Source organism: Sphingobacterium daejeonense, assembly GCF_901472535.1.
GTDB classification, from domain to species: Bacteria; Bacteroidota; Bacteroidia; order Sphingobacteriales; family Sphingobacteriaceae; genus Sphingobacterium; species Sphingobacterium daejeonense.
Genome location: NZ_LR590470.1, coordinates 3,356,686 through 3,377,720, shown reverse-complemented (window position 1 = coordinate 3,377,720; position 21,035 = coordinate 3,356,686). Strand labels below are relative to the sequence as shown.

Below are 21,035 nucleotides of genomic sequence, written 5' to 3'. Positions count from 1 at the left end.
CTCATTACGTGTGAAATAATTTAACCGCCTTTTTGTTTTAGATTTTTTCTTTTACTTCTCCGCAAGTCATCATTTTAGAACCATAATAAGGGTTTTTTACTGAATTTTCTTTGCTGATCCAATAGGCGCCTTTATTGTTGTTAGCCATAGGACAGAATTGATAATACAATTCAATCTCTGTTTCAGAATCTTTTGCTAATTTGTAAATCAGGTCAGATAATCCAATAAAAGAGGATCTTTGATTTTCAATATTTGATTCAGAGGATATTTGTAATGCAGATTTTTCAAGATCCGTCTTAACTTTCATCCAAGTTTGATGTTCAGTTTCGCCTAACCCTGCCATATCTACTTTCTTAATCTCACTAGCTAGCTTCTTTGCAGCATCAGCTGCTGATTTTGAATCCGTAGCAACCAAAGCATCTTTAATAGATAAGTAATTGGTGAGAACGGCATCTAATCCATTCTTCTGAACTTCATGTTTCCCATGATTCATATCTTTATGTTCCTTGGAATTAGCGTGAGGTCCCTTCTTTGCTATTTGATGTTCTCTGTCATATTTACAGCATTCATGTAAATTTTCATAAACATCATCTGGTGCACGAAACTTAGCATTGTCATAACCTGCTAATGCAATTTTTTTTAAAATTGTTTCTTCGGAAGTTTTTGGTGCTATCATAGGTGATTTCAGCCTTTTTACTGTCGATATCCCAATTTACTTTTGAAATTTTTGGCTCTGAACCATTGCTATCGATGGTTTTTTTGCACATTCCACAATTACCATTTATTGCTACGGTAATTGTTTTTTCGTTCTTTATTTGTGCTATAGTTGTATTTAATCCCAAACCCAAAGATAAGGGTTAAGAAAAATGATATCTTTTTCATTTTTTTTAATTTTTATAAATAGTAAAATCATAGCAAAACATCATTATGCTATTATCGAATTGAAAAGCTCCTTGGAGCAATAATAAAATATGATTAAACTATTTTGGGAGGGATAAAGATTGATGAGAAACCAGTGGTTTCATGGAAAACTATCAATGTAGAAATTTTCATCTTTAGGATGCACAGCACCGAATTTTAATTCGAAAAAGGATGTGCTGAAAAAGCAACAACTGTGGTTTGCCATCATTGGGCAATTACAGTTACTAGATTCTCCACATGAATCGCTCCCTTCATGTGATTGATCTTTGAAATCTTCATTACAGCAACTATGTGGATCTTCAGAATGATGTTCTTTATGACATGATGTTTCTGCCGGAAGCTCTTGATGCTCTGAACATGCCACACCTAGCTTTGGACTGACCATAGCTAGAAAGGTGAAAACATAATATATAGATAAATCTCATCATAAATGCTAACCACAAAACTATAGAAAATGTTCTATTAAATCTAAAATAATGCTATTAAAGAAGTAATTATGACAATTCAAAAAACAAGAAGGCCCAAGTTGAGGACTTGAGCCATTCTTCACTAACTATTATTAATTATACCTATCTAGTTTTAAAAAAGCAGAAATTAATCTTTTCTACCTTTAGGTTGAACCTGGCAAGATCCATTTGCCGAGCAACCCATATTGAATAAGGGCATGATTGAAAATAAAATCCCGAGAGCAACGATCAACCACATTTCTGCCTTAACACCTTGGACAATTATTATTATTCCCATAATTAAACGCAATAAGCGCATGATATTCCATTGAGCTAAATAATGCTTAATCATTTCAATTTATCTTTCTTAATTTTATAAATAATTCAGACCCTTCCCTGGGAGCGATGCTATTGTAGCATGGTTCCATTATCTCGATCACAAAAAGTTTGTCAAATAATAAATTGTACTCGTCAATGGATCCTCCAAATGGTGGTCCCTGATTCTCAAATTCTTTTCCGAACAACAATCCCATAATTTCACCGCCGTCGGCAAGTAACGAACTTGCTTGGCTGACATAATCAGAGCGTAATTTGGGTTCCAATGCACAAAAGAAGGTTTGTTCAATCAATAGATCATACTCACCTTTATGTTCAAAAAAATCACCATGAACGATGTTGATATGTGGATTATTTTTAAACTTTTCTTTCACATTCTGAATAGCGATAGGAGCTATGTCAATTAATGTCAGATTCGTAAATCCATTCTCCAAGAGATAGGCAGCTTCGTAAGCATTTCCGCAACCTGGTATCAGAATTCGAGCATCTTTATTTGGATACTTTTCCATAAAAAGTAACAATGGGGAGTAGAAGCATAGCCTATATCCCAAACCAGTTTGTTGGTTCTTCCAACGCTGGTTCCAGAAGTTTTGATCGAGTGATGTTTCCATCGCAGTGATTTCCTTTAGAAGTGTGTTACTCTTATCTTTCGAAGAATAACACAAAATTGAAAATTAAATTTTTTTTCCTGTGTATCTTTTGTTACACTCCCTGATATTCCATTAAAACCATATCATAACCTTTAGACCAATAATCCTTGATTCGATTCACCTCTTTAAATCCTTGTTTTTTTGTAAAATCCATCAGCAAATTGAGAAGTTCGTACTATTAATTTCAAGATATGTTTTTGATTTAAGATATGCTTTATTCGATATTGTGTAAGGGGCGGATCCAACACCTTTCTTTTGAATATTCTTATCCATAAAATCCCAGCTTAATCGAGCAGTAATTAAATCATTATCATAATTTATTCCACCTGCTCCAATGATTTTTCCATCCTGAAGGATGACGAAAATAATCCTCTATTTCATTTTCCAGATAATGTTTGAGATCTTCAGCTTCCTCAGGGGGCAAAGTAATATGGTACATTTGATTCAAAAAACCTCGAGGATGGATTGAAGATCTTCCAAATTCGTAAGGTCGTATTAAAAAATCATTCATCACTTGTTAATTGGATTAATCGATCTGATATCTTTCAAAGGATTGCCAATATTTGTCTTTGTAGAATTCGAAATTCATGATCAATTCTTGGCTATATTTAGTCTGCAATTGATCAATGATTTGTGTTGCATCTCTAAATTCTCTACAAGCAATGAAAGTTTTCCCTAAGGCCATCAATGGTTTCAGAACCTAAGAAAATATAACCTTTTTCGGCCAGGGAGTTGTTCTTCTATATCATCTTCTAATTTTTGCGATGCTATTGTAGGTTTCACTACTAGGGAATCCATTATCATTCTCGGGTTGGTAGTGAATCATAATTACCAAAATCCATGGGTGAGAAGCTTTAAATTCCCAATCTAGGATTGAGGTATTAAAAGTGGATAATATAGTTTTGTTACCTTCAACGGTGCCTTCAAAAGCAGCGAAGTTATCATTACTTGGATCATGTCGTACATCTTGGTACTTTTCGACAAATTCTTTTTCTCTCCAAATTAGGTAATCTTTTAATTTATCTAATGAGATTAGTTCTTCATGAACATTTTTGTGGACCAATAACATCAATTTTATCAATGCATTGAATCATTGTTTCTTCTCCCAGAAAATTATCCAAGAAGATGAAAATTCCGTTCAAGATATCATCGTGAGATTCTTCATGATAATGGTCATAGACAAATTTGAGGTCAATTTTATCAGGGGTAAGCTTCATGAAGGACTGGATAAAATTTGATATTATCTCTATCAAAATTCAGGTCATGCATTCTTATAGCAAAGTTTATGTTATTGGGAGGCGGGTTTTAACGCTCTAAACTTCCAATTCGGGATCTCTGGTGCTGAATTAGCAAGTTTTTCTGCCCATAGGACATTCTGAATTCTACCATCAGGAGTGAAAATTAATTCTGCCTTTTGATCATCCTCAATTCCTACCAAAAAGAAAACCTCAGGTTCTACTTTTGTCAATTCTGGTGCAAATACGTTTATAAAACGTTCTTCTACTTGATTTCCAGATTTTATTATTTCGTAAAATTCTTGGGCATGAATTTCAAACCAGTTCCAAAAGTTTTGGTATGTATTGTTGTTTTTAGAAGTTGAAAGTGCCAAATCATCAAAGATACCCATATTGCGTTTTTTTATTTGTCATCAATTTTCTTAAATATAAGGATATAAAAAAACCTATCCTATTATTTAAAATAGGATAGGTTTTTCAAAATATTGTTTTCTAAAATTACGAAAGTGGCTCTGGAGCTTCTTCTTCGAACAATGGAAGGTCTTTGATAATATTGTACCAAGAAATGATTTTCTTGATATCTGAAGAGTATACTCTAGCCTCATCGTGATTTGGAGCTACTTCTCTGAAATATTCTCTTAAAGTATTGCCATCAGCTTTAACATCAGGGGTGTTGCCGCCATTGTTTTTAATGGTTTCGAAAACATCTAAAAGTCTGATTTCATCTTCTTCACCATAAATAGTGATATCCTCTAGAGTGGCCATTTTTGTAGTAGAAAGATTCACTACTGATTTAATTTTGCTGCCATCTAAAGATTCCAATACAAATCCACCTTTGTTTTGACCTATCAATTTAAATAATCCTGGTTTACCAGTAACTGATACTAATCCTCTTAAATTCATTTTATACTTTTTTATAGGTATTAATCTTCAATAATTTCAACACCTAGGATACGATCACCTTGACGGATATCATCAACAACATCTACGTTTTCAATAACTTTTCCAAAACAAGTGTGATTACGGTCTAAGTGAGCAGTATTGTTGCGGCTGTGACAGATAAAGAATTGAGAACCACCAGTATTTCTTCCCGCGTGAGCCATCGATAATACTCCCACGGTCGTGATATTGGTTCTCCCCGGTTAATTCACAATCAATTTTATATCCTGGGCCACCTGTTCCAGGCATGCCTGTTGCACCTTCGCGAGTATTTGGACATCCGCCTTGAATTAACGAAATCAGGAATTACACGGTGAAATGCTAGTCCATCGTAATACCCCTGATTTAGCTAGTTTTATAAAATTAGCCACTGTATTTGGAGCATCCTCTGTGTAAAATTGCACAGTCATGTCGCCTTTTTCTGTTTTGATTATTGCTTTGCTCATTATTTCTATCCTTTTTTGTTGTAATAGCCTACAAAGATAAGGTTTCTCACCTAATTCTAAAGGCTGTATAATAAGTTGTTGAAAGTCAATGTCTATTGATAACATGATATTGTTATATTTACTGAACGATAAATATTTTCAATATAAATGTCATTTCAAAAATTAGTTATTCGCGAATGGGCAGAGTCAGACCGTCCAAGAGAGAAATTATTGGAGCATGGTCGAAGGTCCGTATCGGATGCAGAATTATTAGCAATTTTAATAGGTTCAGGATCAAAAAAATGAAACAGCAGTTGAATTATGTAAAAAGACTTTTGAATTCAGTAAACAATAATCTCTTCAATCTCAGTAAATTAGAAGTCAATGATTTATGCCAATTTAATGGAATAGGTGAAGCCAAAGCAGTAAGCATTATTGCAGCTTTTGGAAATCGGAAGGAGAAGACAGAACACAGAAGTGGAGGAAAAGCCTATATTAAATAACAGTAAAAAGGCTTACGCCTACCTGAAGCAAATGTTGGAAGACCTCAATCATGAAGAATTCTGGGTGATCTTTTTAAATACGAGCTGCAAGGTGATTGATAAACAGATGATTGGTAGGGGAGGGAATGATTTTACCCCTGTAGATGTCCGCATTATTTTAAGGCTTGCACTGTTGAATAAGGCAAACTCAATTATATTAGCCCACAATCATCCTTCCGGAACATTAAAGGCTAGTGAAACCGGATAAAATATTGACCAGAAAATCCTAGAGGCCGCAAAATTAATGGATATCCATGTTCATGATCATCTTATTATTACAGATGATAATTATTTAAGTTTCCGTGATGAAGGCCTTTTGACTTAGATTTCTTATCCTATATCAATGCATCCTAAAACCGCAATCAACATCTTTGTGTTATAAATAAAGGAGAATAACATTATGGCGAAATTTTTTTATCACCCAGCAGATTCCAGAGGCCATGCAGACCATGGTTGGCTAAAATCTAACCATACATTCAGCTTTGCAGGTTATATGAATTCGGAACGAATGAACTTCGGAGCTTTAAGAGTATTGAATGATGATTTTGTAGAAGGAGGGATGGGATTCGGGAGACATCCGCATAGCAATATGGAGATTATTTCTATTCCTCTAGAAGGGGAATTGGCACATAACGATAGCATGGGCACAGGATCAGTCATCAAAAAAGGCGATATACAGGTCATGAGTGCCGGTACTGGAATTGAACACAGTGAGTATAATCACAGTGACTCTGAACCTGTAAAATTCCTACAAATTTGGGTCATCCCTAATAAACAAAATGTAGAGCCGCGCTATGATCAACAATCTATTGATTATGAAGCTGCCAAAAACAATTTCTTACAGATTTTATCACCAGATCCTGATGATGAAGGAGTATGGATCCACCAGAACGCATGGTTCCATATTGCAGAATTTGATGCTGGATTTGCGAGACAATATGTGATGAAAGATGCAGAAAATGGACTTTATATATTTGTTCTGAGTGGTGAACTGAATGTAGAAGGTCAAAATATGAATAGCAAAGATGGGCTTGGTATAGCTGGAGCTGGAGACATTAAAATACAAGCAGTTACAAAAGCTGAATTTTTGTTGATGGAAGTGCCCATTCAATAGTAATGAAATTTCAAATTTCAATTAAATAGCATGTGATTATATTCGCATGCTATTGTTATTTTGCAGCTTTGTTTTCTCTTTGTTTGCTTTTTACTATCAATATAAAGTCATTCCCAAGATCTAAAAATCCAAATTCATAACAAAAGACATATTCATTTCCTTTGGATGTGCTGATTCTATGAGTATGGTAATCCAAGGCATATCCTTCTGCCAATAATTTGGCCTTATTAGATTTATACATTTTTTCCTCTCCAAGAATCATTTGAAGAATTTTCCTGTTTCTTTTTAGTTGATTGTTGATTTTTTTCATCAGGTTGTTCTCTTTACTGTTAACTCTATTATTAAAAGCATTTCTACAGCTATCATTACAAAAGCGCTTATCGGTTCTCCCTTTTATGGCTTGTTCGCATTCCTGACAGTATTTTACCTGCATGATTGAATTTAATTATAAGCGTTTAAAAACGTTTAGATTCGATTTTAAACAATTGATTTACGAATATATCTACTGTTCATACAGAACTTTGTTTCAGTTACTTAGCTAAGATAAATTAATTAAAAGAAAAATAAATATCTAAAATTGAAATATTTATGAGCACATTAAAAAATTCAGTTCAGTTATTAGGAAGACTTGGGAAAGAAGCAGAAATTAAAATGAGTAGTACCGGAGCACCATACTGTTTTGTTAATCTTGTAACAAATGAATACGGGACCAAGAAAAATGGTGAACAGTTCGAAAAAAGCCAGTGGCATAGAATTGCAGTCTAGGGAGATATGACCAAGATAATTCAGAAAAAGGGTAAAAAGGGCAGTCTTTGGTTAGTTCAAGGTTCAATTGTATATCGTCAATTCGAAGGAAGAGACGGCAATCAACAATATACCTGTGAAATCAGAGCCAATAGGATAATGTTCTTGATGGATCCAATGGCCATGAATAAATCTATGGCAGAAAAGGTGGAAGTTTAATCCATAAAAAAAGTAGGTGGTTTTATTCCACCTACTTTTTATATTTTAACTGAATTATTTATTCATTATGGATGAGACCATCCAGCTACTTTAGAAACTGTTCTCGGAATATCTACGTTATCCATTTTTTTATGGAATTCTTCTGATCCTACTCCAATTGCATAAACTGGAATGTAAGCGGCAGAGTGACTGCCAGACGCCCAACTAACAGAAGAAGCTTTATTGAGAGCTTTAATTGCTAAGTCAGCGATCTTGTCGGAAGTTGCATAAAGGCTTTTGCTAGTTTCATTTTTATGTTCAACGAAGCTTTTCTCATAGGCCTCTTGTAAATCTTCGTTAAAATCTTCACTTACCTTAATGTTTTTCCATAATCCTAGATTTTCACCTAAAAATTCTTTCAATTGATCCCAACTTGCATTAGGATTTTTTGTGCGAAAATCATTTACTAATAAAGACAAGGCTTCTTGTGAAATTTTCTGGTTCTCTAAATTCTTGATTCTAAGGGTTGAACTTCCATTTCCTACACCCATACCTCCAGTTTCATGATCAGCAGTAACAATGATCAAAGTTTCTTCTGGATGTTTTTGATAGAATTCAAAAGCTTTTTGAACAGCGTTGTTAAAGTCCAGAACTTCATGAATTGCAGCTGCACCATCATTTGAGTGACATGCCCAATCAATTTTGCCGCCTTCTACCATTAAAAAGAAACCCTGATCACCTTGACTTAATGACTCTATGGCTGCAGACGTGATTTCAGATAGATTTAAATCTCCAGGTTTTTGATCAATAGCAAATTTTAAGGATACTGGGTTAGTTCCTTTATTATTCATTAAAATCAATTTATCTGATTTGTTTGCTTTTTTATAGTCATCCAAGCCGTATAATAATTTATAGCCTGCTTTTTCTAACTGTGGGAAAATCGAGGCAACTTCTTCTTTTTTTGCATTTGTTGTAGGTTTTAGGAAACCAGAACCAGCAAAGAAATCAAAGTTTGACTTTATGATATCTAACCCGATTTCATAATACATGTCGCGATCTGGTTGGTTAGCATAAAAAGAAGCAGGTGTTGCATGATCAATACTAACAGAAGTTGTAATACCTACTTTCATTCCCTTTTCTTTAGCTAGATAAGCAATGCTTTTATAAGCTTTTACACCAGCACTATCCATTGCAATCACGCCGTTTTTAGTTTTATAACCTACCGCTAATGCTGTCCCTCCAGCACCTGAATCTGTTACTCCATGAGATTGAGAATGTGAAGTCGCAAATGTTGCATATGGAAATTGACTGAAAACTGTTGGATATACCGTATTCTTATTGTCCAAAGAAGCTTTGTAGATTTCAGCAGCTTGAACTTGGTTCAGCCCCATTCCATCACCTATCATAAAGAAAATGTACTTGGGTTGTTTTTGAGCAAAGGTTGAGCCTATAAATAAAAATAAGGCAATTAATAAATTGAAAAATTTAATATTCATACTATCTGAATTAGTTTATTGACAAAAGTAAGCTTTCAGTATTAAGATAATGTTAATTAAGAATTATTGAGTGTTGCAAACAAAATGTTACATTGATTGTTTTTCAATATGTACTTATAAACTAAGGTTATGGAAAACAATTTAATAGAACTTGCTCGTTCCTATTTTACAGAGCATTCTTACAGTACACTTGCTTCTCAAGAAAATATTTCACAAGAGCAGGCAAAGAGAGGAATAGACGCTGTTATTCCTTCGTTATTTTTAGGTTTACAAAGGAAATCCGGCCACGGATTGGGTAGCCTATTAGACACATTGAAATCAAGTTTTTCTGGGTTTGACTTCTCAGATGTACTGAGATTCAGTCCGCCTGTACAAGACGTTCCTCAACAAGGCGATACGACTCGGACAGTATTAAGCTCTCTATTTGGAAATTCTTTTGACCAAGTTATTCCGAATACTGCTAATTTCTTAGGATTAAATACTAATAGTTTAATCCGATTATTCTCAGCAGGTATTCCTGCGGTTATTGGGGCATTGACCAGCAATGGAACTCGATGGGATACAACTTCTATTGAAGCTGATTTAAACAATAACCGAACTAACTTCTTAAAAGCATTGCCAGTTGGTTTACCATTAAATATTTTGGGTGATGAGCCAAGAGGGCCAGTCCTAGCTGAAGATGAGGTAGTCACTAGAGAGACCATCGTTGATCCAGCTCGTGATGTCTTGGTTGAAGATCCTATTATCCCTGCTACAGCAAATGTGAGACGCGAAGATCCACCTGCTGCATTACCTCCAGCCGATGAAGAACGCAGAAAAGGTGCAGGATTATGGTGGATATTGATTCCAATTATCTTATTGTTGTTATGGTTTTTGTTTGGAAAAGGCTGTAATAGAGAAGAACCACCAGTTACTGATGCTCATGTAGACTCGCTGATTACCGACTCTGTAGTAAACGAGGATACAGTACCTACCACTGAAATCGTAAGAGAAAGTATCATGGTAACATTGCCTAATGATACTGTTATCAATGCCTATAAAGGGGGTATTGAAGATCAACTGGTTCAATTCTTGAATTCTGATTACAAAAATCTTTCAGATGAGGAATTAAAAGACCGTTGGTTTGATTTCGACAACTTGAATTTCGCAACTGGTACCGCTAATATTCTACCTGAAAGCCAAGTTCAATTGGACAATTTGGTAGCAATATTGAACGCTTTCCCAGATGCAAAAGTAAAAGTTGGTGGATACACTGACAAAACTGGTGATGAAGCAATCAATAAAAAATTATCAAATGACCGTGCAATTGCAGTTAAGAATGCATTTGATGCACAGGGTGTTGGTAACAGAGTCATGGCAACAGAAGGTTATGGATCTGAATTTGCCAAATTCCCAGCAGACGCTCCAGAATCTGACCGTGTGAAAGATAGAAGAGTGGCTATTAGTGTTAGAAAATAATAGCAGATAGATTAGATTAGTTTGAGCAGTCCAATTTTATTGGACTGCTTTTTTATTTTATTTAGATTGCTATTTTTGTTTTATGTTAACTAATACCCAAATAGAAATGATTCAAAAGGATTTTGAAAAATATTACAAATCCTTAAAAACTAAAGGTAAAAGCCTCGATTTCGAATTATTCGGCGAGTATGCTACTTCCATTCTAAATTTTTATTTAGGAAGTTCAGTGTTAACTATAAGCGACAAACCTGAAGCAGCTAAAATTCTTGTAAATCTTTTTAATGCTGGACTAGGCAACGTCATCAGTAAAGAAGATCAAAATGAAATTGCTTTAGTAATACAGCAGGATAACACATTAGACTATTCAGTTATTCAGCCTATTTTTGAACTTTAATTAGCCCTCTTGTACTGTCCATTTTAATTTTGAAAGATCATAGCCACAGTCTTTAGCATATTTTAGGTAGTGAGCTTTTCTATCTTCATTAATAGATTTGGTTCTGGACAGGATCCAAATATAATCTAGATTGTCACCAAAGATTAAAGCATCTTGATAATCACTATCAAGCATAACAATGTTATAACCAGAATAAAAGGGACCGAAAAATGAAACTTTTAAAGCACCTTCATTGACATTTCCAGCATACTTAGCTTTTCCAATACTCGTTTTGGTTTTTTCGGTAGTGATATTAACACCTTCATTTTTAACTTTTACTGAACCATCTTCATTCATACTATATTCAGCAGTAACATTCTTTAAGTTCTTTTCCCAGAAAAAATCAAACCGAGCTATTTCGTACCATTTGCCTAAGTATTTCTGTAGATCAAAATCTTGGATAACTTCTACATCTGATTTGACAGGTTTTAGATAACTATATATTACTGAGCCTATGGCTACAGCAGATAGGGTTAGTAATGTTTTCTTTTTGTCCATCGTAATTTTTTTATATGAAAACAGCTTAAACAGCTTAAATGTTTAAATAGATTCCTAGTTTTGCATAAAATTAAAGAATTGTATTCAAGAGAAGAAGCGAAGAAAATCAAGGAATCCTTTTGGACATCATTCGGGATGTATATGTCGCCGATACCAAACGCTGATGGCGAAAAGGTAACCTGGGTGAATTACAAAACTGGAATTCGATATCTATTCTTTAGGATGGAAGCAACCAATAAGATAGCTCAAATCGGCATTGAGATTGCAAATCCAGATGAAGGAATAAGAGCCTTGATCTTTGAACAATTCAAAGAATTTAAAGCTGTACTGGAAGCAGAATTGGAGGAAGAGTGGATCTGGGATGAACTGTCCTATGATGAAAATGGCAAAGCAACAGCAAGGATTTATACAGAAATAAAAGGAGTCAGTGTCTTCAAAAGAGAGGATTGGCCAGAATTAATTTCGTTTTTTTAAACCAAGGATTATTGCACTTGATAGTTTTTGGTCCTCCGCACAATATGGATTTGATCTTTTTAAATAATTACAAATAATATGAAACTAGTAGGGAAAATTCTAGTGTTTTTTATGTTGCTGACACAATCTCATCATGTTTTGGCTTGGGGAATGACAGGGCACCGTGTTATCTCAGAAATCGCAGAACAACACTTGACAAGAAAAGCTAAACGTAATATTGAAAAATTAATTGGTCACCAAAAATTGGCTTACTGGTCAAATTGGGCAGATTTTATTAAATCTTCACCTGATTCCATTTTGCTAAAAACAGGATCATGGCATTTTTTTAAATACACCAGGAAACCTTACTCATGCTCAATTTTTAGTAGAAATTCAAAATTCGCCTGAACAAAATTTATATAAAGCCTATCAGCGAGTAAGAAAAGATGTAGTGAATAAGGATCTCTCATTAGAAGAAAGACAAAGAGCACTATATTTTATGGTACATCTATTGGGTGATGCGCATCAGCCAATGCATGTGAGCAGGGCAGAGGATTTAGGTGGTAACAAAATTTCCGTTACATTCTTTGGAAGAGGATCAAATATTCACCGTGTTTGGGACAGTGACTTGGTCGATAATGAAAAATGGTCATACACAGAGTATGCACGAGTATTAGATTATGAGAAACATTTTTTTCAAACAATATACCAATTCAACTTTTGAAGATTGGCTTTATGAATCACATGAGTTGGCAAACCTAATTTATGATGATGTAGCAAAAAATAATAAGCTCTCTTACGATTATATTTTTCGATTTAAAGACCCTATGGAAAATGCTTTACTTAAAGCTGGTTTGAGATTAGCAAAAGAGCTTAATGCAGTCTTCGGTTAAAATCTATAAAACCGCTTTGGAGTTAAACCATGAAATTGCTTATTTAGAAAATGATTGATTAATTATATTAATTATTAAATAAAAATACCTTCATAAAATGTTATATTTGATTGACAATCAATTATTAACATTTTATATTTTCTGAGATGGATATTTTAATTAATAATTTCAATATTTTTTATTTTATCGCGGCTTTGAGTGTGGTCTTTAAAATGGTTATCTTGACAAGGAACACCATTTCTTAAGATTGGGAAGCATTAAAAGCGAATTCTTTGATCTTGCTGATCATGTTGTTTATTATTTCAATAATAACTTATTATATAGAAGTTTATAGATAGATCGTTTAATTGTTAAGAGTCCAATCAAAATATTTTCCAGTTGCAAATAGTTTACTTCCTTTCATAATAAATTGGAAGTCAATATAATCGTTGCTACAACTCTCCATATCTGAACAACAGAATTTTCTGTCAATTTGAAATTTTAAACGGAAAGATCCATTAAGGTAATCAGGTTTTATCTTGAAATTTGTAATTTCGATATTTCCAATCTCTGGACTGCCATCCTTATCTCCCAATACATCAAAAATAAACCAATTCAGTTTATCCAATTCTACGTGTGAAATTGATTCTAGGAGTTTGTTAGGATGAGTCTCAATAACCTTCAATTCCTGAGGCTCTAGGTCTATTTCAAAACTATAGTCTTTAATTTCCATGCAATAATATTTTTTCCAATTGTTTTCTGTCAGAAAATTCTCTTTCTACGTGTTCTAGGTAACCCTTCTGATTACCTGTGAATTCCAATAATGCCTTCGCCAATAAGTAATCATTGATTTTCAAACTCAATGCTATATTTTTTTTATTAATGGTCAACTTAGAATTCGAAACCAAATAATAACTTGATTTCAAATTCTTAAAACTTATATCATTTACAAGAACATGAAATCTCTCTTCCCACTTGGCAATTAAATCATATACCGTTTGCTCAAAAATAGTTTCCTTAATTTTTTCTTCTAGCTTGATTCGATTTTTTATGTTGAAATATGATTTAGAATAATAAATCATTTTATTTTTCAAAAATGGAGCTGAATTTCCCTGATTCAATGTCTTAACTGGATACTTGAGGTCAAAAAGATCTACTGTGAAAAATTCCAGATTTTCTAATTCAGATTTTGATTTTAAAGGCTTTCTTTTCGAAAATTGCTTAACATAAGCTGAAAGTTCATCGATCGAAAGTGAAGAATGAGCATAGATAACCGGTAGTTCTGGATTGATAAAATCCATATGAATCGTATAATCGTTCGTGCCAATCAATTTGTAATCCTTGTTTTCTATCTGGATAATCATGTGGGCAAATTAGCAAATCCTACTAATTTATTTCAAATTCCTTTAATTATATAAGAATAGTTACTTCATGTTTTTTTGAAGATTCATTATGTTTGCATATGAACTTACCATAGTTCTAAACAAAAAGGTTAATTATGAAACAATATGTATTAATGGCTGCATTGCTTGCTAGCTCTGCCTATGTAATAGGACAAGAGCATCAATCAATCAATGTATCTTACATGGACAAGACAGTTCGTCCACAAGATGACTTTTACAATTATGTAAATGGAAATTGGATGAAAACTGTTGAGATTCCATCAGACAAAGCTCGTTGGGGATCTTTTGATCAATTAAGAGAAAATACCGACGAAGCATCTCTTAAAATCCTTAAAGAATCACTAAATACCAAATTTGAAAAAAGGTACTGATGGTCAAAAAATTGCAGATTTATATAAATCATATGTAGATTTTGACACTCGTAATCAATTAGGTATAACTCCGATTCAGCAACAACTTAAGGATATCGATCAAGTAAAAAACCTCCAGGGGCTTTATGATTACTTTTTGAAGTACGGTGCTGTAGGTGGTAACCCGTTTTTTGGCGCTTATGTTTATGCGCACATGAAAAACAGTAATATGAACGCCGTTTATTTGGGTGGCGGAGGTTTGGGTTTAGGCAGAACTTACTATCAGAAAGAAGATGCTAAAAACACAGAAACATTAGGTAACTACAATAACTATATAAATTCATTATATGGTAAAGTAGATCCAAAAACGCGTGATTTGAAAGGTCCCAAGGTTATTGAGTTCGAAAAATTAATAGCTTCAAACTTAAAAACAGTAGAGGAGCAACGCGATGCGCAAAAGCGTTATAACCCAGTTGCGGTTAAAGACCTGAATAAAATGGTTAAGAACATGGATGTTGCAAAATACATTCAGACTTTAGGTTTTAAAGCAGACACGGTTATTATTGGAGAATTGAAATATTATGAGAACCTGGACAAGATCGTAAATGAAGAAAACTTGCCTGTAATCAAAGAATATTTGAAGTTCCATGTAATGGACGACGCAACTAGTTATTTAACAAAAGAATTGGACGAATTAGCGTTTGATTTTTATGGAAAGAAACTAAGAGGTCAAAAGGAACAACGTGCCTTAGATAAAAGAGGATTAGAATTTGTGAATGGCAGTGCGGGCGAGTTGTTAGGTAAAATTTACGTTAAGGAATATTTTCCTGCAGAAGCAAAAGCGGCATGTGAAGAATTAGTACAATATTTAGTTAAGTCCTTTGATCAACATATTAAGGATTTAGCTTGGATGTCTCCAGCTACAAAAGAAAAAGCATTGGAGAAATTGTCAAAATTCAACGTAAAAATTGGATACCCTGATAAGTGGAAGGATTATTCAAATCTACAGGTTGGATCTTCATTGATTGAAAATGTGAAGAACCTTCAGCGTTGGAGTTTTGAAGAGAACCTTGCTAAACAAGGTAAACCAGTGGATAAATCAGAGTGGGGAATGACTCCACAAACTGTAAATGCTTATTATAGCCCATTATTCAATGAAATTGTTTTCCCAGCAGCAATCTTACAACCTCCATTTTACGATTACAAAGCTGATGCGGCTGTAAACTTCGGTGGTATTGGTGCTGTTATTGGTCATGAATTATCACATGGTTTTGATGATTCAGGATCTCAATACGATGGTAATGGGAACTTGAACAACTGGTGGACAGATGAAGACAGGGAGAAGTTTGAAGCGGCAGCAGATGCTTTGGTTGCTCAGTTTGAAGCTTATGAACCAGTCCCAGGGGTATTTGTAAACGGACGCTTTACATTGGGTGAAAACATTGGAGACCTTGGAGGTTCTTCAGTAGCATTCGATGCGTTGCAAATGTACCTTAAAGACAAAGGAAATCCTGGATTAATCGACGGATATACGCAAGATCAACGCTTTTTCCTTTCCTGGGCAACTATTTGGCGTACGAAGACAACTGATGAGTTCGTAGTGAATCAAGTGAAAACAGATCCACACTCTCCAGCACAATACCGTGCTACAGGACCGATTATCAATCTGGATGCTTTCCATAAAGCTTTTGAAACAAAAGAAGGTGATAAACTTTATCTTCCAAAAGAAAAGAGAATAGTAATCTGGTAGTAGAAATAAAAAAAGCCGCTTTAAGCGGCTTTTTTTATTTTATGTAGACAGTTAAACTGATGTATCATCAACATTTGCGTCGGGTGCATTTTCTTGAACAGATTTTATGCCGTTACTTCTGCCAGCTTCACTTTCATACATCTCACTAGTTCCTATTATTTGGCCATTCCCAGCTTTAAGATTGAAATAAAATTTCCCATTTTTTGCCGTTATTTTGTCGAATTTGGCAGAATCCTGTGAATTCTTCTTTACAGAGGCAATCCCATTCTCGCATGCCGCCTTTGTGGTATAACCTTCGCTGCTTAGGATGACCTGTCCATTGGCAGCTTTTAGGTTGAACTGGAACTCTCCATTCTTCCTAGTCGAAATTACAAACTTTCCCATAGTTTAAATATTTAGTATGTACTAATTTACTAAAATTCAATAAAAAGTATGTGTTGTAATCATTAAAAATTTTAATTAAGCCAATACTTTGCCGTCAAGATAATACCATGCTCCATGTAATTTCTGAAATCTTGACTTCTCATGATGATTAAAATCATTGCCTGCTGAATCTAGATAAAAGGCCCTAAATTCAACCGTATTTTCCGTCGCCTTGATCACATCTAATCCTATCCATTTGTTCTCTTTGCTCCATTGTTCTATTTCAGCTTTTTTCTGAAATCTACGGCTTGTAGGATGAAATGTTTCATATAAAAAATCTACCATATGTAATGCAAACGCAGAATATCTGGCTCGCATTAATTGTTCGGCACTATCTGCATTTTTGTAATTATCATGTATAATCTTACAGCACTTTTGATACGACATATCACTGCCGCAATAACAATTCCCATTCATATTCAGAACATTATCCATTAAGTATTTTTTATGTTAATTATTGGTCTAATACTTGTTTAACGAAGATACTGATGTTTCCATTGTCATGGAAATATCTATATAAGCATTGTTACAAACTATAAAGTCAAAAACGCCGTTATACAAGCAAACAAGTACCCTAAATGACAACATTGAAAAATGAATTAGTAGGCACATGGCAACTACTATCCTATATAGAAGTACCAATTAATGGTACAGACTCAAAATTTCCAATGGGACAATCCCCAAAAGGTTTATTAATATATGGTGCTGATGGATATATGTCCGTGCAGATTTCAGACTCCGAAAGAGACAATTTCAGCTCTGAAGACAGATATCTAGCTAATGATGAGGAGATACAATCCCAAATTAAAGGCTTTATTGCTTTAGCGGGCTCATATAAAATAGATAATACCAATGCAACTGTCCAATACTCAATTACTACCTCTTCTTTCCCGAATTGGGAAGGTCAATTTCAAGAACGCAAAATTGATTTTGAAGGCGATATCCTTTATCTGAAATCTGTAACCCCAATTCTGTCCAATGGTATTGAGGTAAACAGCTATATGACATGGAAAAGAATTGAGAAGGAAGAATTCAGCTCAAGAAGGGAGAGGTTCATGGAAATAACAAATGCTGGGCGCTCAAAATCGCAGTTTGAAGACTTTTAAATAGTCTTCAGATACGGTAATTTTTTTACATTTATATGTATCTGATATTTTTTCAAAATTCCGTACCTTTGTGCCATCAATTCAAGCTATGAGTGATTCTATAAAACACGAGTGCGGAATAGCACTTATCCGACTTTTAAAACCCCTATCTTATTATCAAGAAAAATACGGTACGCCCTATTACGGAATCAACAAGTTGTACTTGCTTATGGAAAAGCAACACAATAGAGGCCAAGATGGAGCCGGTATTGCTACAATCAAGTTTGATGTAAAACCTGGAAACCGCTATATCTCTAGATATAGAGCAATGGGGTCAACTGCTGTTGCAGAAATCTTTGAATATGTTCAAAAGAAATTCGCCGCCGTTAACAAGGCTTATCCTGAAGAATCTAAAGATACACAGTGGTTGAAAGATAACGTAAGTTTTACAGGTGAAGTCCTGTTGGGGCACTTGCGTTATGGTACTCATGGTAAAAACAGCATTGAAAGCTGTCACCCTTTCTTGAGACAAAATAACTGGATGTCGAGAAATCTAGTGGTTGCAGGAAACTTCAACATGACCAATGTCGATGAACTGTTGCAACAGCTATATGATTTAGGACAGCATCCAAAAGAACAGGCTGATACGGTTACTGTACTTGAGAAAATAGGACACTTCCTAGATGAAGAAAACCAAAAATTATTTGATCAATTCAAACAAGAAGGATATTCAAATATCGAAATCTCAGCTCAAATCGCTAAGAATATCGATGTTTCAAAAATATTAACACGCTCGGCGAAAACTTGGGATGGCGGTTATACGATTGCTGGTATTTTCGGACATGGCGATGCTTTCGTAATGAGAGATCCAGCTGGTATCCGTCCAGCGTTCTATTACCAAGACGACGAAGTATTGGTCGTAGCATCTGAAAGACCAGTAATTCAAACAGCATTTAATGTTCCGTTGAATTCTGTAAAAGAAATAAAACCAGGACATGCCTTAATCGCCAAAAAAGACGGTACAGTTTCTGAAGAAATGTTCAGACAACCTGTTGAGCAAATGTCATGCTCTTTCGAGCGCATCTATTTCTCTAGAGGATCTGATGCTGATATTTATCAAGAACGTAAATCATTAGGTAAATTGTTGATCCCTCAAGTGCTTAAGAGCATCAATAATGATATCAAGAATACAGTCTTTTCATTTATCCCTAATACAGCAGAGGTTTCCTATTATGGTATGATGGAAGGCATAAATCAGCATGTAAGAGATTGTCAGAAGGAAACATTGTTAAACCGCCTTGATAAGATTTCTGATGAGGAATTGAACGAGGTCCTAGACCTTAAGCCTAGATTTGAAAAGCTGAATGTCAAGGATGCAAAATTGCGTACTTTCATTACACAGGATGCTGACCGTCAAGATATGGTTCAACACGTGTATGATACCACTTATGGTATTGTAAATGATCACGAAGATACAATTGTGGCTATTGACGATTCAATCGTTAGAGGTACAACCCTCAAGCAAAGTATCCTTACTATCCTAGATCGTTTGAATCCTAAAAAAATTGTTATTGTTTCTTCTGCGCCACAAATTCGTTACCCTGACTGTTATGGTATTGATATGTCGAGAATGGGTGAGTTCGTCGCATTTGAAGCAGCAATATCTCTATTGCGCAAAAATGGATTGGCACATATAATCGATGAAGTTTATCAAAAATGTCTTGCATCAGTAACTATGCCTAAAGACCAGGTAGAAAACTACGTCAAAGCTATTTACGAGCCATTCACAGATGAACAGATTTCTGAAGAAATATCAAGAATTGTAAAACCTCACAACCTAAAAGCTGAGCTAGAAGTAGTATTCCAAACACTGGACAACCTGCACATTGCTTGTCCTAACCACAAAGGAGATTGGTACTTCTCAGGTAACTACCCAACACCAGGAGGCAATAAAGTCGTAAACCGAGCATTTATGAACTGGATGGAAGGGAAGAATGTGAGAGCGTATTTTAGCTCATAGACATTAGACAAAAGACATTAGACAAAAGACAATTGTCCTTCGCTAAATAGACATTGGCAAATCAATAATAATTAGTTCATGATCTATTTAAAATTTAGAAAATAAGTCTCTATAAAAAGAAATAGCCGCTCAAAATATAGCGGCTATTTCTTTTTATTATTAGAGTCAGCCAAGGAAGGATTATTAATTAAAAAGGCCAGATTTTACTCTGGCCTATATACTAACTCTTATGTCTTATGTCTTATGTCTTATGTCTAAAATCTCACATCTAATCCTTAGTTCAACACCGTCTTTCCTTTAATAGTTTCTTCAGCTTCTTGTGTTGCAATAAGAGTATTTGAAGGCATCAAAGGAGATTTCTTAACGAACTTGGTATTTGCAAGATATTCTTTATTACCTGCGTAGATAAACATCAGGCTTCCACCTTTGATAGTATTGATGATAGGTTTTGCCAACTCACGAGGTAGGGCAGGGCAGCCGTAGCTTCTTCCAAGTCTACCTGTTGATTTGATGATGTCAGTACTGCAATAATCTGCACCATGAACCACAATAGCTCTTGGTCTTGCTTGATCATTGATTCCTTTTTCTAATCCATCAAGTCTTAGGGAATAACCATTTCCGCCAAAGTAAGTTTCTGAGGCGTAATAGAATCCTAAAGAACTTTGAAATGATCCATTCCTATTAGAAAAAGAAGTGGCATAATTCTCACCACTATTTCTTCCATGAGATACTACGGAATGGTACAAAAGCTTTTTAGCTTTCATATCCAAAACGTACATTCTTTTGTCAGTAGAAGGCAGCGTAAAGTCGATGATCGTCATGATGTTCCTGTTTTTCGGACTCAATTGGTTGTAACCTTGCATAGCTTGCTCGAAGGCTTCCCATTTGATGGTCCCTTGTAACTTCATTTCGTCATACAATTCTTTAACCGGATCTTTTACTAATTCTTGTTCTGTTTGTTTGATTTCGATTGGGGCTTTAACTTGCTGAGTGTTGTTTAGGTCTCCAGTCATGGTGGAGGTCGCAATAGCCCATAATGAAATAAGCAATAGTTTATTCATAAGCACTTTTCCTAGTCTACGTTTACAAATACAAAGCTAGGAAAAATATGACAATCAAAGTGTTAAATAACGTTTAATCAATAACTACGACCAAGGATTTGAAGGGTTTTGACGTATCATAAACAAATTTAGCGTGAGATGACGCATTTCTGACACACATATGTGACCTTGGGGTCGTACCCA

The 21,035-nt window shown here is 34.7% G+C and carries 30 protein-coding genes and 3 pseudogenes; 15 read left to right on the top strand and 18 right to left on the bottom strand.

Annotated elements, in window-relative coordinates:
- Positions 1–37 precede the first annotated feature (37 nt).
- From FGL31_RS16405 to FGL31_RS16370, 10 genes and pseudogenes are all read right to left on the bottom strand, one after another.
- Positions 38–676 (bottom strand): DUF3347 domain-containing protein, encoded by a 639-nt coding sequence (locus tag FGL31_RS16405; RefSeq protein WP_232046854.1) that lies wholly within the window; start codon positions 674–676, stop codon positions 38–40.
- Between the two features lie 345 nt (positions 677–1,021).
- A complete protein-coding gene (locus FGL31_RS16400; protein ID WP_138093003.1) occupies positions 1,022–1,306 on the bottom strand; it encodes a hypothetical protein in 285 nt (94 codons plus the stop codon).
- 209 nt (positions 1,307–1,515) lie between these two features.
- On the bottom strand, positions 1,516–1,719 hold the full coding sequence (locus FGL31_RS16395) for a hypothetical protein (RefSeq protein ID WP_099372832.1): 204 nt from the start codon (positions 1,717–1,719) through the stop codon (positions 1,516–1,518).
- Position 1,720: 1 nt separating this feature from the next.
- On the bottom strand, positions 1,721–2,314 hold the full coding sequence (locus tag FGL31_RS16390) for a methyltransferase domain-containing protein (protein WP_138093000.1): 594 nt from the start codon (positions 2,312–2,314) through the stop codon (positions 1,721–1,723).
- 565 nt (positions 2,315–2,879) lie between these two features.
- Positions 2,880–3,038, bottom strand: coding sequence for a hypothetical protein (locus tag FGL31_RS22770; protein WP_171017706.1), 159 nt, complete (start codon positions 3,036–3,038; stop codon positions 2,880–2,882).
- Between the two features lie 60 nt (positions 3,039–3,098).
- On the bottom strand, positions 3,099–3,416 hold the full coding sequence (locus FGL31_RS16385; protein ID WP_171017705.1) for a DUF695 domain-containing protein: 318 nt from the start codon (positions 3,414–3,416) through the stop codon (positions 3,099–3,101).
- Positions 3,394–3,570 carry a hypothetical protein gene (locus FGL31_RS22765; protein ID WP_171017704.1) on the bottom strand — a complete coding sequence of 59 codons (177 nt, stop codon included), beginning with the start codon at positions 3,568–3,570 and terminating at the stop codon, positions 3,394–3,396. Before FGL31_RS22765 ends, FGL31_RS16385 begins: the two co-directional genes overlap by 23 nt.
- A gap of 71 nt (positions 3,571–3,641) precedes the next feature.
- Entirely contained in the window at positions 3,642–3,980 is a 339-nt protein-coding gene (locus FGL31_RS16380) for a hypothetical protein (protein ID WP_138092994.1), read from the bottom strand.
- 106 nt (positions 3,981–4,086) lie between these two features.
- On the bottom strand, positions 4,087–4,491 hold the full coding sequence (locus FGL31_RS16375) for a DUF5606 family protein (RefSeq protein ID WP_099372836.1): 405 nt from the start codon (positions 4,489–4,491) through the stop codon (positions 4,087–4,089).
- 20 nt (positions 4,492–4,511) lie between these two features.
- Positions 4,512–4,973 (bottom strand): annotated as a pseudogene (locus FGL31_RS16370) (peptidylprolyl isomerase).
- A gap of 147 nt (positions 4,974–5,120) precedes the next feature.
- Here FGL31_RS16370 and FGL31_RS26165 point away from each other — a divergent pair.
- The 4 genes and pseudogenes from FGL31_RS26165 (at position 5,121) to FGL31_RS16360 (ending at position 6,608) form a co-directional block, all read left to right on the top strand.
- Positions 5,121–5,258 (top strand): UPF0758 domain-containing protein, encoded by a 138-nt coding sequence (locus tag FGL31_RS26165; RefSeq protein WP_232046853.1) that lies wholly within the window; start codon positions 5,121–5,123, stop codon positions 5,256–5,258.
- Positions 5,255–5,455, top strand: coding sequence for a hypothetical protein (locus tag FGL31_RS26160; protein ID WP_232046852.1), 201 nt, complete (start codon positions 5,255–5,257; stop codon positions 5,453–5,455). Before FGL31_RS26165 ends, FGL31_RS26160 begins: the two co-directional genes overlap by 4 nt.
- A gap of 31 nt (positions 5,456–5,486) precedes the next feature.
- Positions 5,487–5,819, top strand: a pseudogene (locus tag FGL31_RS26155) (JAB domain-containing protein).
- A 75-nt stretch (positions 5,820–5,894) separates the two neighbouring features.
- Positions 5,895–6,608: a pirin family protein gene (locus tag FGL31_RS16360; protein WP_138092991.1), complete on the top strand. Its 714-nt coding sequence runs from the start codon at positions 5,895–5,897 to the stop codon at positions 6,606–6,608.
- A 55-nt stretch (positions 6,609–6,663) separates the two neighbouring features.
- On the opposite strand, the gene FGL31_RS16355 is transcribed toward FGL31_RS16360, so the two are convergent.
- Positions 6,664–7,041: a hypothetical protein gene (locus FGL31_RS16355; protein ID WP_138092988.1), complete on the bottom strand. Its 378-nt coding sequence runs from the start codon at positions 7,039–7,041 to the stop codon at positions 6,664–6,666.
- 155 nt (positions 7,042–7,196) lie between these two features.
- Between FGL31_RS16355 and FGL31_RS26150 the strand changes: the two are divergent.
- Positions 7,197–7,571, top strand: a pseudogene (locus FGL31_RS26150) (single-stranded DNA-binding protein).
- Between the two features lie 65 nt (positions 7,572–7,636).
- Here the strand turns inward: FGL31_RS26150 and FGL31_RS16340 are convergent.
- Positions 7,637–9,046 carry an alkaline phosphatase gene (locus tag FGL31_RS16340; RefSeq protein ID WP_138092979.1) on the bottom strand — a complete coding sequence of 470 codons (1,410 nt, stop codon included), beginning with the start codon at positions 9,044–9,046 and terminating at the stop codon, positions 7,637–7,639.
- Positions 9,047–9,175: 129 nt separating this feature from the next.
- Between FGL31_RS16340 and FGL31_RS16335 the strand changes: the two genes are divergently transcribed.
- A complete protein-coding gene (locus FGL31_RS16335) occupies positions 9,176–10,504 on the top strand; it encodes an OmpA family protein (protein ID WP_138092976.1) in 1,329 nt (442 codons plus the stop codon).
- 82 nt (positions 10,505–10,586) lie between these two features.
- Positions 10,587–10,898: a hypothetical protein gene (locus FGL31_RS16330; protein WP_138092973.1), complete on the top strand. Its 312-nt coding sequence runs from the start codon at positions 10,587–10,589 to the stop codon at positions 10,896–10,898.
- Here the strand turns inward: FGL31_RS16330 and FGL31_RS16325 are convergent, their stop codons facing one another.
- On the bottom strand, positions 10,899–11,435 hold the full coding sequence (locus FGL31_RS16325; protein ID WP_138092971.1) for a lipocalin family protein: 537 nt from the start codon (positions 11,433–11,435) through the stop codon (positions 10,899–10,901). It abuts the gene before it with no gap.
- Between the two features lie 78 nt (positions 11,436–11,513).
- Between FGL31_RS16325 and FGL31_RS16320 the strand changes: the two genes are divergently transcribed.
- From FGL31_RS16320 to FGL31_RS28195, 4 genes are all read left to right on the top strand, one after another.
- Positions 11,514–11,909, top strand: coding sequence for a DUF4268 domain-containing protein (locus FGL31_RS16320; protein ID WP_232046851.1), 396 nt, complete (start codon positions 11,514–11,516; stop codon positions 11,907–11,909).
- A gap of 78 nt (positions 11,910–11,987) precedes the next feature.
- The gene (locus FGL31_RS23805; RefSeq protein WP_197734299.1) at positions 11,988–12,296 is read left to right on the top strand and encodes a S1/P1 nuclease; all 309 of its coding nucleotides are present in this window, start codon (positions 11,988–11,990) and stop codon (positions 12,294–12,296) included.
- A complete protein-coding gene (locus tag FGL31_RS26145) occupies positions 12,229–12,612 on the top strand; it encodes a S1/P1 nuclease (protein WP_197734403.1) in 384 nt (127 codons plus the stop codon). The genes FGL31_RS23805 and FGL31_RS26145 overlap by 68 nt, the downstream gene beginning before the upstream one ends.
- A gap of 25 nt (positions 12,613–12,637) precedes the next feature.
- Entirely contained in the window at positions 12,638–12,781 is a 144-nt protein-coding gene (locus FGL31_RS28195) for a S1/P1 nuclease (protein WP_262709147.1), read from the top strand.
- Between the two features lie 343 nt (positions 12,782–13,124).
- On the opposite strand, the gene FGL31_RS16310 is transcribed toward FGL31_RS28195, so the two are convergent.
- Both FGL31_RS16310 and FGL31_RS16305 read right to left on the bottom strand, forming a co-directional pair.
- Positions 13,125–13,493 (bottom strand): hypothetical protein, encoded by a 369-nt coding sequence (locus tag FGL31_RS16310; protein ID WP_138092969.1) that lies wholly within the window; start codon positions 13,491–13,493, stop codon positions 13,125–13,127.
- Positions 13,483–14,124, bottom strand: a complete 642-nt coding sequence (locus FGL31_RS16305; protein WP_138092967.1) for a hypothetical protein — start codon at positions 14,122–14,124, stop codon at positions 13,483–13,485. Before FGL31_RS16305 ends, FGL31_RS16310 begins: the two co-directional genes overlap by 11 nt.
- A 134-nt stretch (positions 14,125–14,258) precedes the next feature.
- Here FGL31_RS16305 and FGL31_RS28190 point away from each other — a divergent pair, with 134 nt between their 5' ends.
- Positions 14,259–14,534 (top strand): hypothetical protein, encoded by a 276-nt coding sequence (locus tag FGL31_RS28190; RefSeq protein ID WP_262709146.1) that lies wholly within the window; start codon positions 14,259–14,261, stop codon positions 14,532–14,534.
- Positions 14,518–16,263, top strand: a complete 1,746-nt coding sequence (locus tag FGL31_RS28185; protein ID WP_262709145.1) for a M13 family metallopeptidase — start codon at positions 14,518–14,520, stop codon at positions 16,261–16,263. Before FGL31_RS28190 ends, FGL31_RS28185 begins: the two co-directional genes overlap by 17 nt.
- A gap of 51 nt (positions 16,264–16,314) precedes the next feature.
- On the opposite strand, the gene FGL31_RS16295 is transcribed toward FGL31_RS28185, so the two are convergent.
- Together FGL31_RS16295 and FGL31_RS16290 are read right to left on the bottom strand one after the other, a co-directional pair.
- The gene (locus tag FGL31_RS16295; protein WP_099372852.1) at positions 16,315–16,647 is read right to left on the bottom strand and encodes a YegP family protein; all 333 of its coding nucleotides are present in this window, start codon (positions 16,645–16,647) and stop codon (positions 16,315–16,317) included.
- 75 nt (positions 16,648–16,722) lie between these two features.
- On the bottom strand, positions 16,723–17,103 hold the full coding sequence (locus FGL31_RS16290; protein ID WP_138094796.1) for a YchJ family protein: 381 nt from the start codon (positions 17,101–17,103) through the stop codon (positions 16,723–16,725).
- Between the two features lie 161 nt (positions 17,104–17,264).
- Between FGL31_RS16290 and FGL31_RS16285 the strand changes: the two genes are divergently transcribed.
- Both FGL31_RS16285 and FGL31_RS16280 read left to right on the top strand, forming a co-directional pair.
- Complete coding sequence (locus FGL31_RS16285) at positions 17,265–17,792, top strand: lipocalin-like domain-containing protein (RefSeq protein ID WP_138092965.1); 528 nt, start codon at positions 17,265–17,267, stop codon at positions 17,790–17,792.
- An 88-nt stretch (positions 17,793–17,880) separates the two neighbouring features.
- The gene (locus tag FGL31_RS16280; protein ID WP_138092963.1) at positions 17,881–19,791 is read left to right on the top strand and encodes an amidophosphoribosyltransferase; all 1,911 of its coding nucleotides are present in this window, start codon (positions 17,881–17,883) and stop codon (positions 19,789–19,791) included.
- A 275-nt stretch (positions 19,792–20,066) separates the two neighbouring features.
- Here the strand turns inward: FGL31_RS16280 and FGL31_RS16275 are convergent, their stop codons facing one another.
- Positions 20,067–20,852, bottom strand: coding sequence for a murein L,D-transpeptidase catalytic domain family protein (locus FGL31_RS16275; protein ID WP_232046850.1), 786 nt, complete (start codon positions 20,850–20,852; stop codon positions 20,067–20,069).
- Positions 20,853–21,035 lie beyond the last annotated feature (183 nt).

Excerpts from the sequence above, each read along its gene's own strand:
- FGL31_RS16405 (WP_232046854.1), bottom strand. The coding sequence starts at position 676 with ATGATAGCACCAAAAACTTCCGAAGAAACAATTTTAAAAAAAATTGCA.
- FGL31_RS16400 (WP_138093003.1), bottom strand. The coding sequence starts at position 1,306 with ATGGTCAGTCCAAAGCTAGGTGTGGCATGTTCAGAGCATCAAGAGCTT.
- FGL31_RS16395 (WP_099372832.1), bottom strand. The coding sequence starts at position 1,719 with ATGATTAAGCATTATTTAGCTCAATGGAATATCATGCGCTTATTGCGT.
- FGL31_RS16390 (WP_138093000.1), bottom strand. The coding sequence starts at position 2,314 with ATGGAAACATCACTCGATCAAAACTTCTGGAACCAGCGTTGGAAGAAC.
- FGL31_RS22770 (WP_171017706.1), bottom strand. The coding sequence starts at position 3,038 with ATGGCCTTAGGGAAAACTTTCATTGCTTGTAGAGAATTTAGAGATGCA.
- FGL31_RS22765 (WP_171017704.1), bottom strand. The coding sequence starts at position 3,570 with ATGAAGCTTACCCCTGATAAAATTGACCTCAAATTTGTCTATGACCAT.
- FGL31_RS16380 (WP_138092994.1), bottom strand. The coding sequence starts at position 3,980 with ATGGGTATCTTTGATGATTTGGCACTTTCAACTTCTAAAAACAACAAT.
- FGL31_RS16375 (WP_099372836.1), bottom strand. The coding sequence starts at position 4,491 with ATGAATTTAAGAGGATTAGTATCAGTTACTGGTAAACCAGGATTATTT.
- FGL31_RS26165 (WP_232046853.1), top strand. The coding sequence starts at position 5,121 with ATGTCATTTCAAAAATTAGTTATTCGCGAATGGGCAGAGTCAGACCGT.
- FGL31_RS26160 (WP_232046852.1), top strand. The coding sequence starts at position 5,255 with ATGAAACAGCAGTTGAATTATGTAAAAAGACTTTTGAATTCAGTAAAC.
- FGL31_RS16360 (WP_138092991.1), top strand. The coding sequence starts at position 5,895 with ATGGCGAAATTTTTTTATCACCCAGCAGATTCCAGAGGCCATGCAGAC.
- FGL31_RS16355 (WP_138092988.1), bottom strand. The coding sequence starts at position 7,041 with ATGCAGGTAAAATACTGTCAGGAATGCGAACAAGCCATAAAAGGGAGA.
- FGL31_RS16340 (WP_138092979.1), bottom strand. The coding sequence starts at position 9,046 with ATGAATATTAAATTTTTCAATTTATTAATTGCCTTATTTTTATTTATA.
- FGL31_RS16335 (WP_138092976.1), top strand. The coding sequence starts at position 9,176 with ATGGAAAACAATTTAATAGAACTTGCTCGTTCCTATTTTACAGAGCAT.
- FGL31_RS16330 (WP_138092973.1), top strand. The coding sequence starts at position 10,587 with ATGTTAACTAATACCCAAATAGAAATGATTCAAAAGGATTTTGAAAAA.
- FGL31_RS16325 (WP_138092971.1), bottom strand. The coding sequence starts at position 11,435 with ATGGACAAAAAGAAAACATTACTAACCCTATCTGCTGTAGCCATAGGC.
- FGL31_RS23805 (WP_197734299.1), top strand. The coding sequence starts at position 11,988 with ATGAAACTAGTAGGGAAAATTCTAGTGTTTTTTATGTTGCTGACACAA.
- FGL31_RS16310 (WP_138092969.1), bottom strand. The coding sequence starts at position 13,493 with ATGGAAATTAAAGACTATAGTTTTGAAATAGACCTAGAGCCTCAGGAA.
- FGL31_RS16305 (WP_138092967.1), bottom strand. The coding sequence starts at position 14,124 with ATGATTATCCAGATAGAAAACAAGGATTACAAATTGATTGGCACGAAC.
- FGL31_RS28190 (WP_262709146.1), top strand. The coding sequence starts at position 14,259 with ATGAAACAATATGTATTAATGGCTGCATTGCTTGCTAGCTCTGCCTAT.
- FGL31_RS16295 (WP_099372852.1), bottom strand. The coding sequence starts at position 16,647 with ATGGGAAAGTTTGTAATTTCGACTAGGAAGAATGGAGAGTTCCAGTTC.
- FGL31_RS16290 (WP_138094796.1), bottom strand. The coding sequence starts at position 17,103 with ATGAATGGGAATTGTTATTGCGGCAGTGATATGTCGTATCAAAAGTGC.
- FGL31_RS16285 (WP_138092965.1), top strand. The coding sequence starts at position 17,265 with ATGACAACATTGAAAAATGAATTAGTAGGCACATGGCAACTACTATCC.
- FGL31_RS16280 (WP_138092963.1), top strand. The coding sequence starts at position 17,881 with ATGAGTGATTCTATAAAACACGAGTGCGGAATAGCACTTATCCGACTT.
- FGL31_RS16275 (WP_232046850.1), bottom strand. The coding sequence starts at position 20,852 with ATGAATAAACTATTGCTTATTTCATTATGGGCTATTGCGACCTCCACC.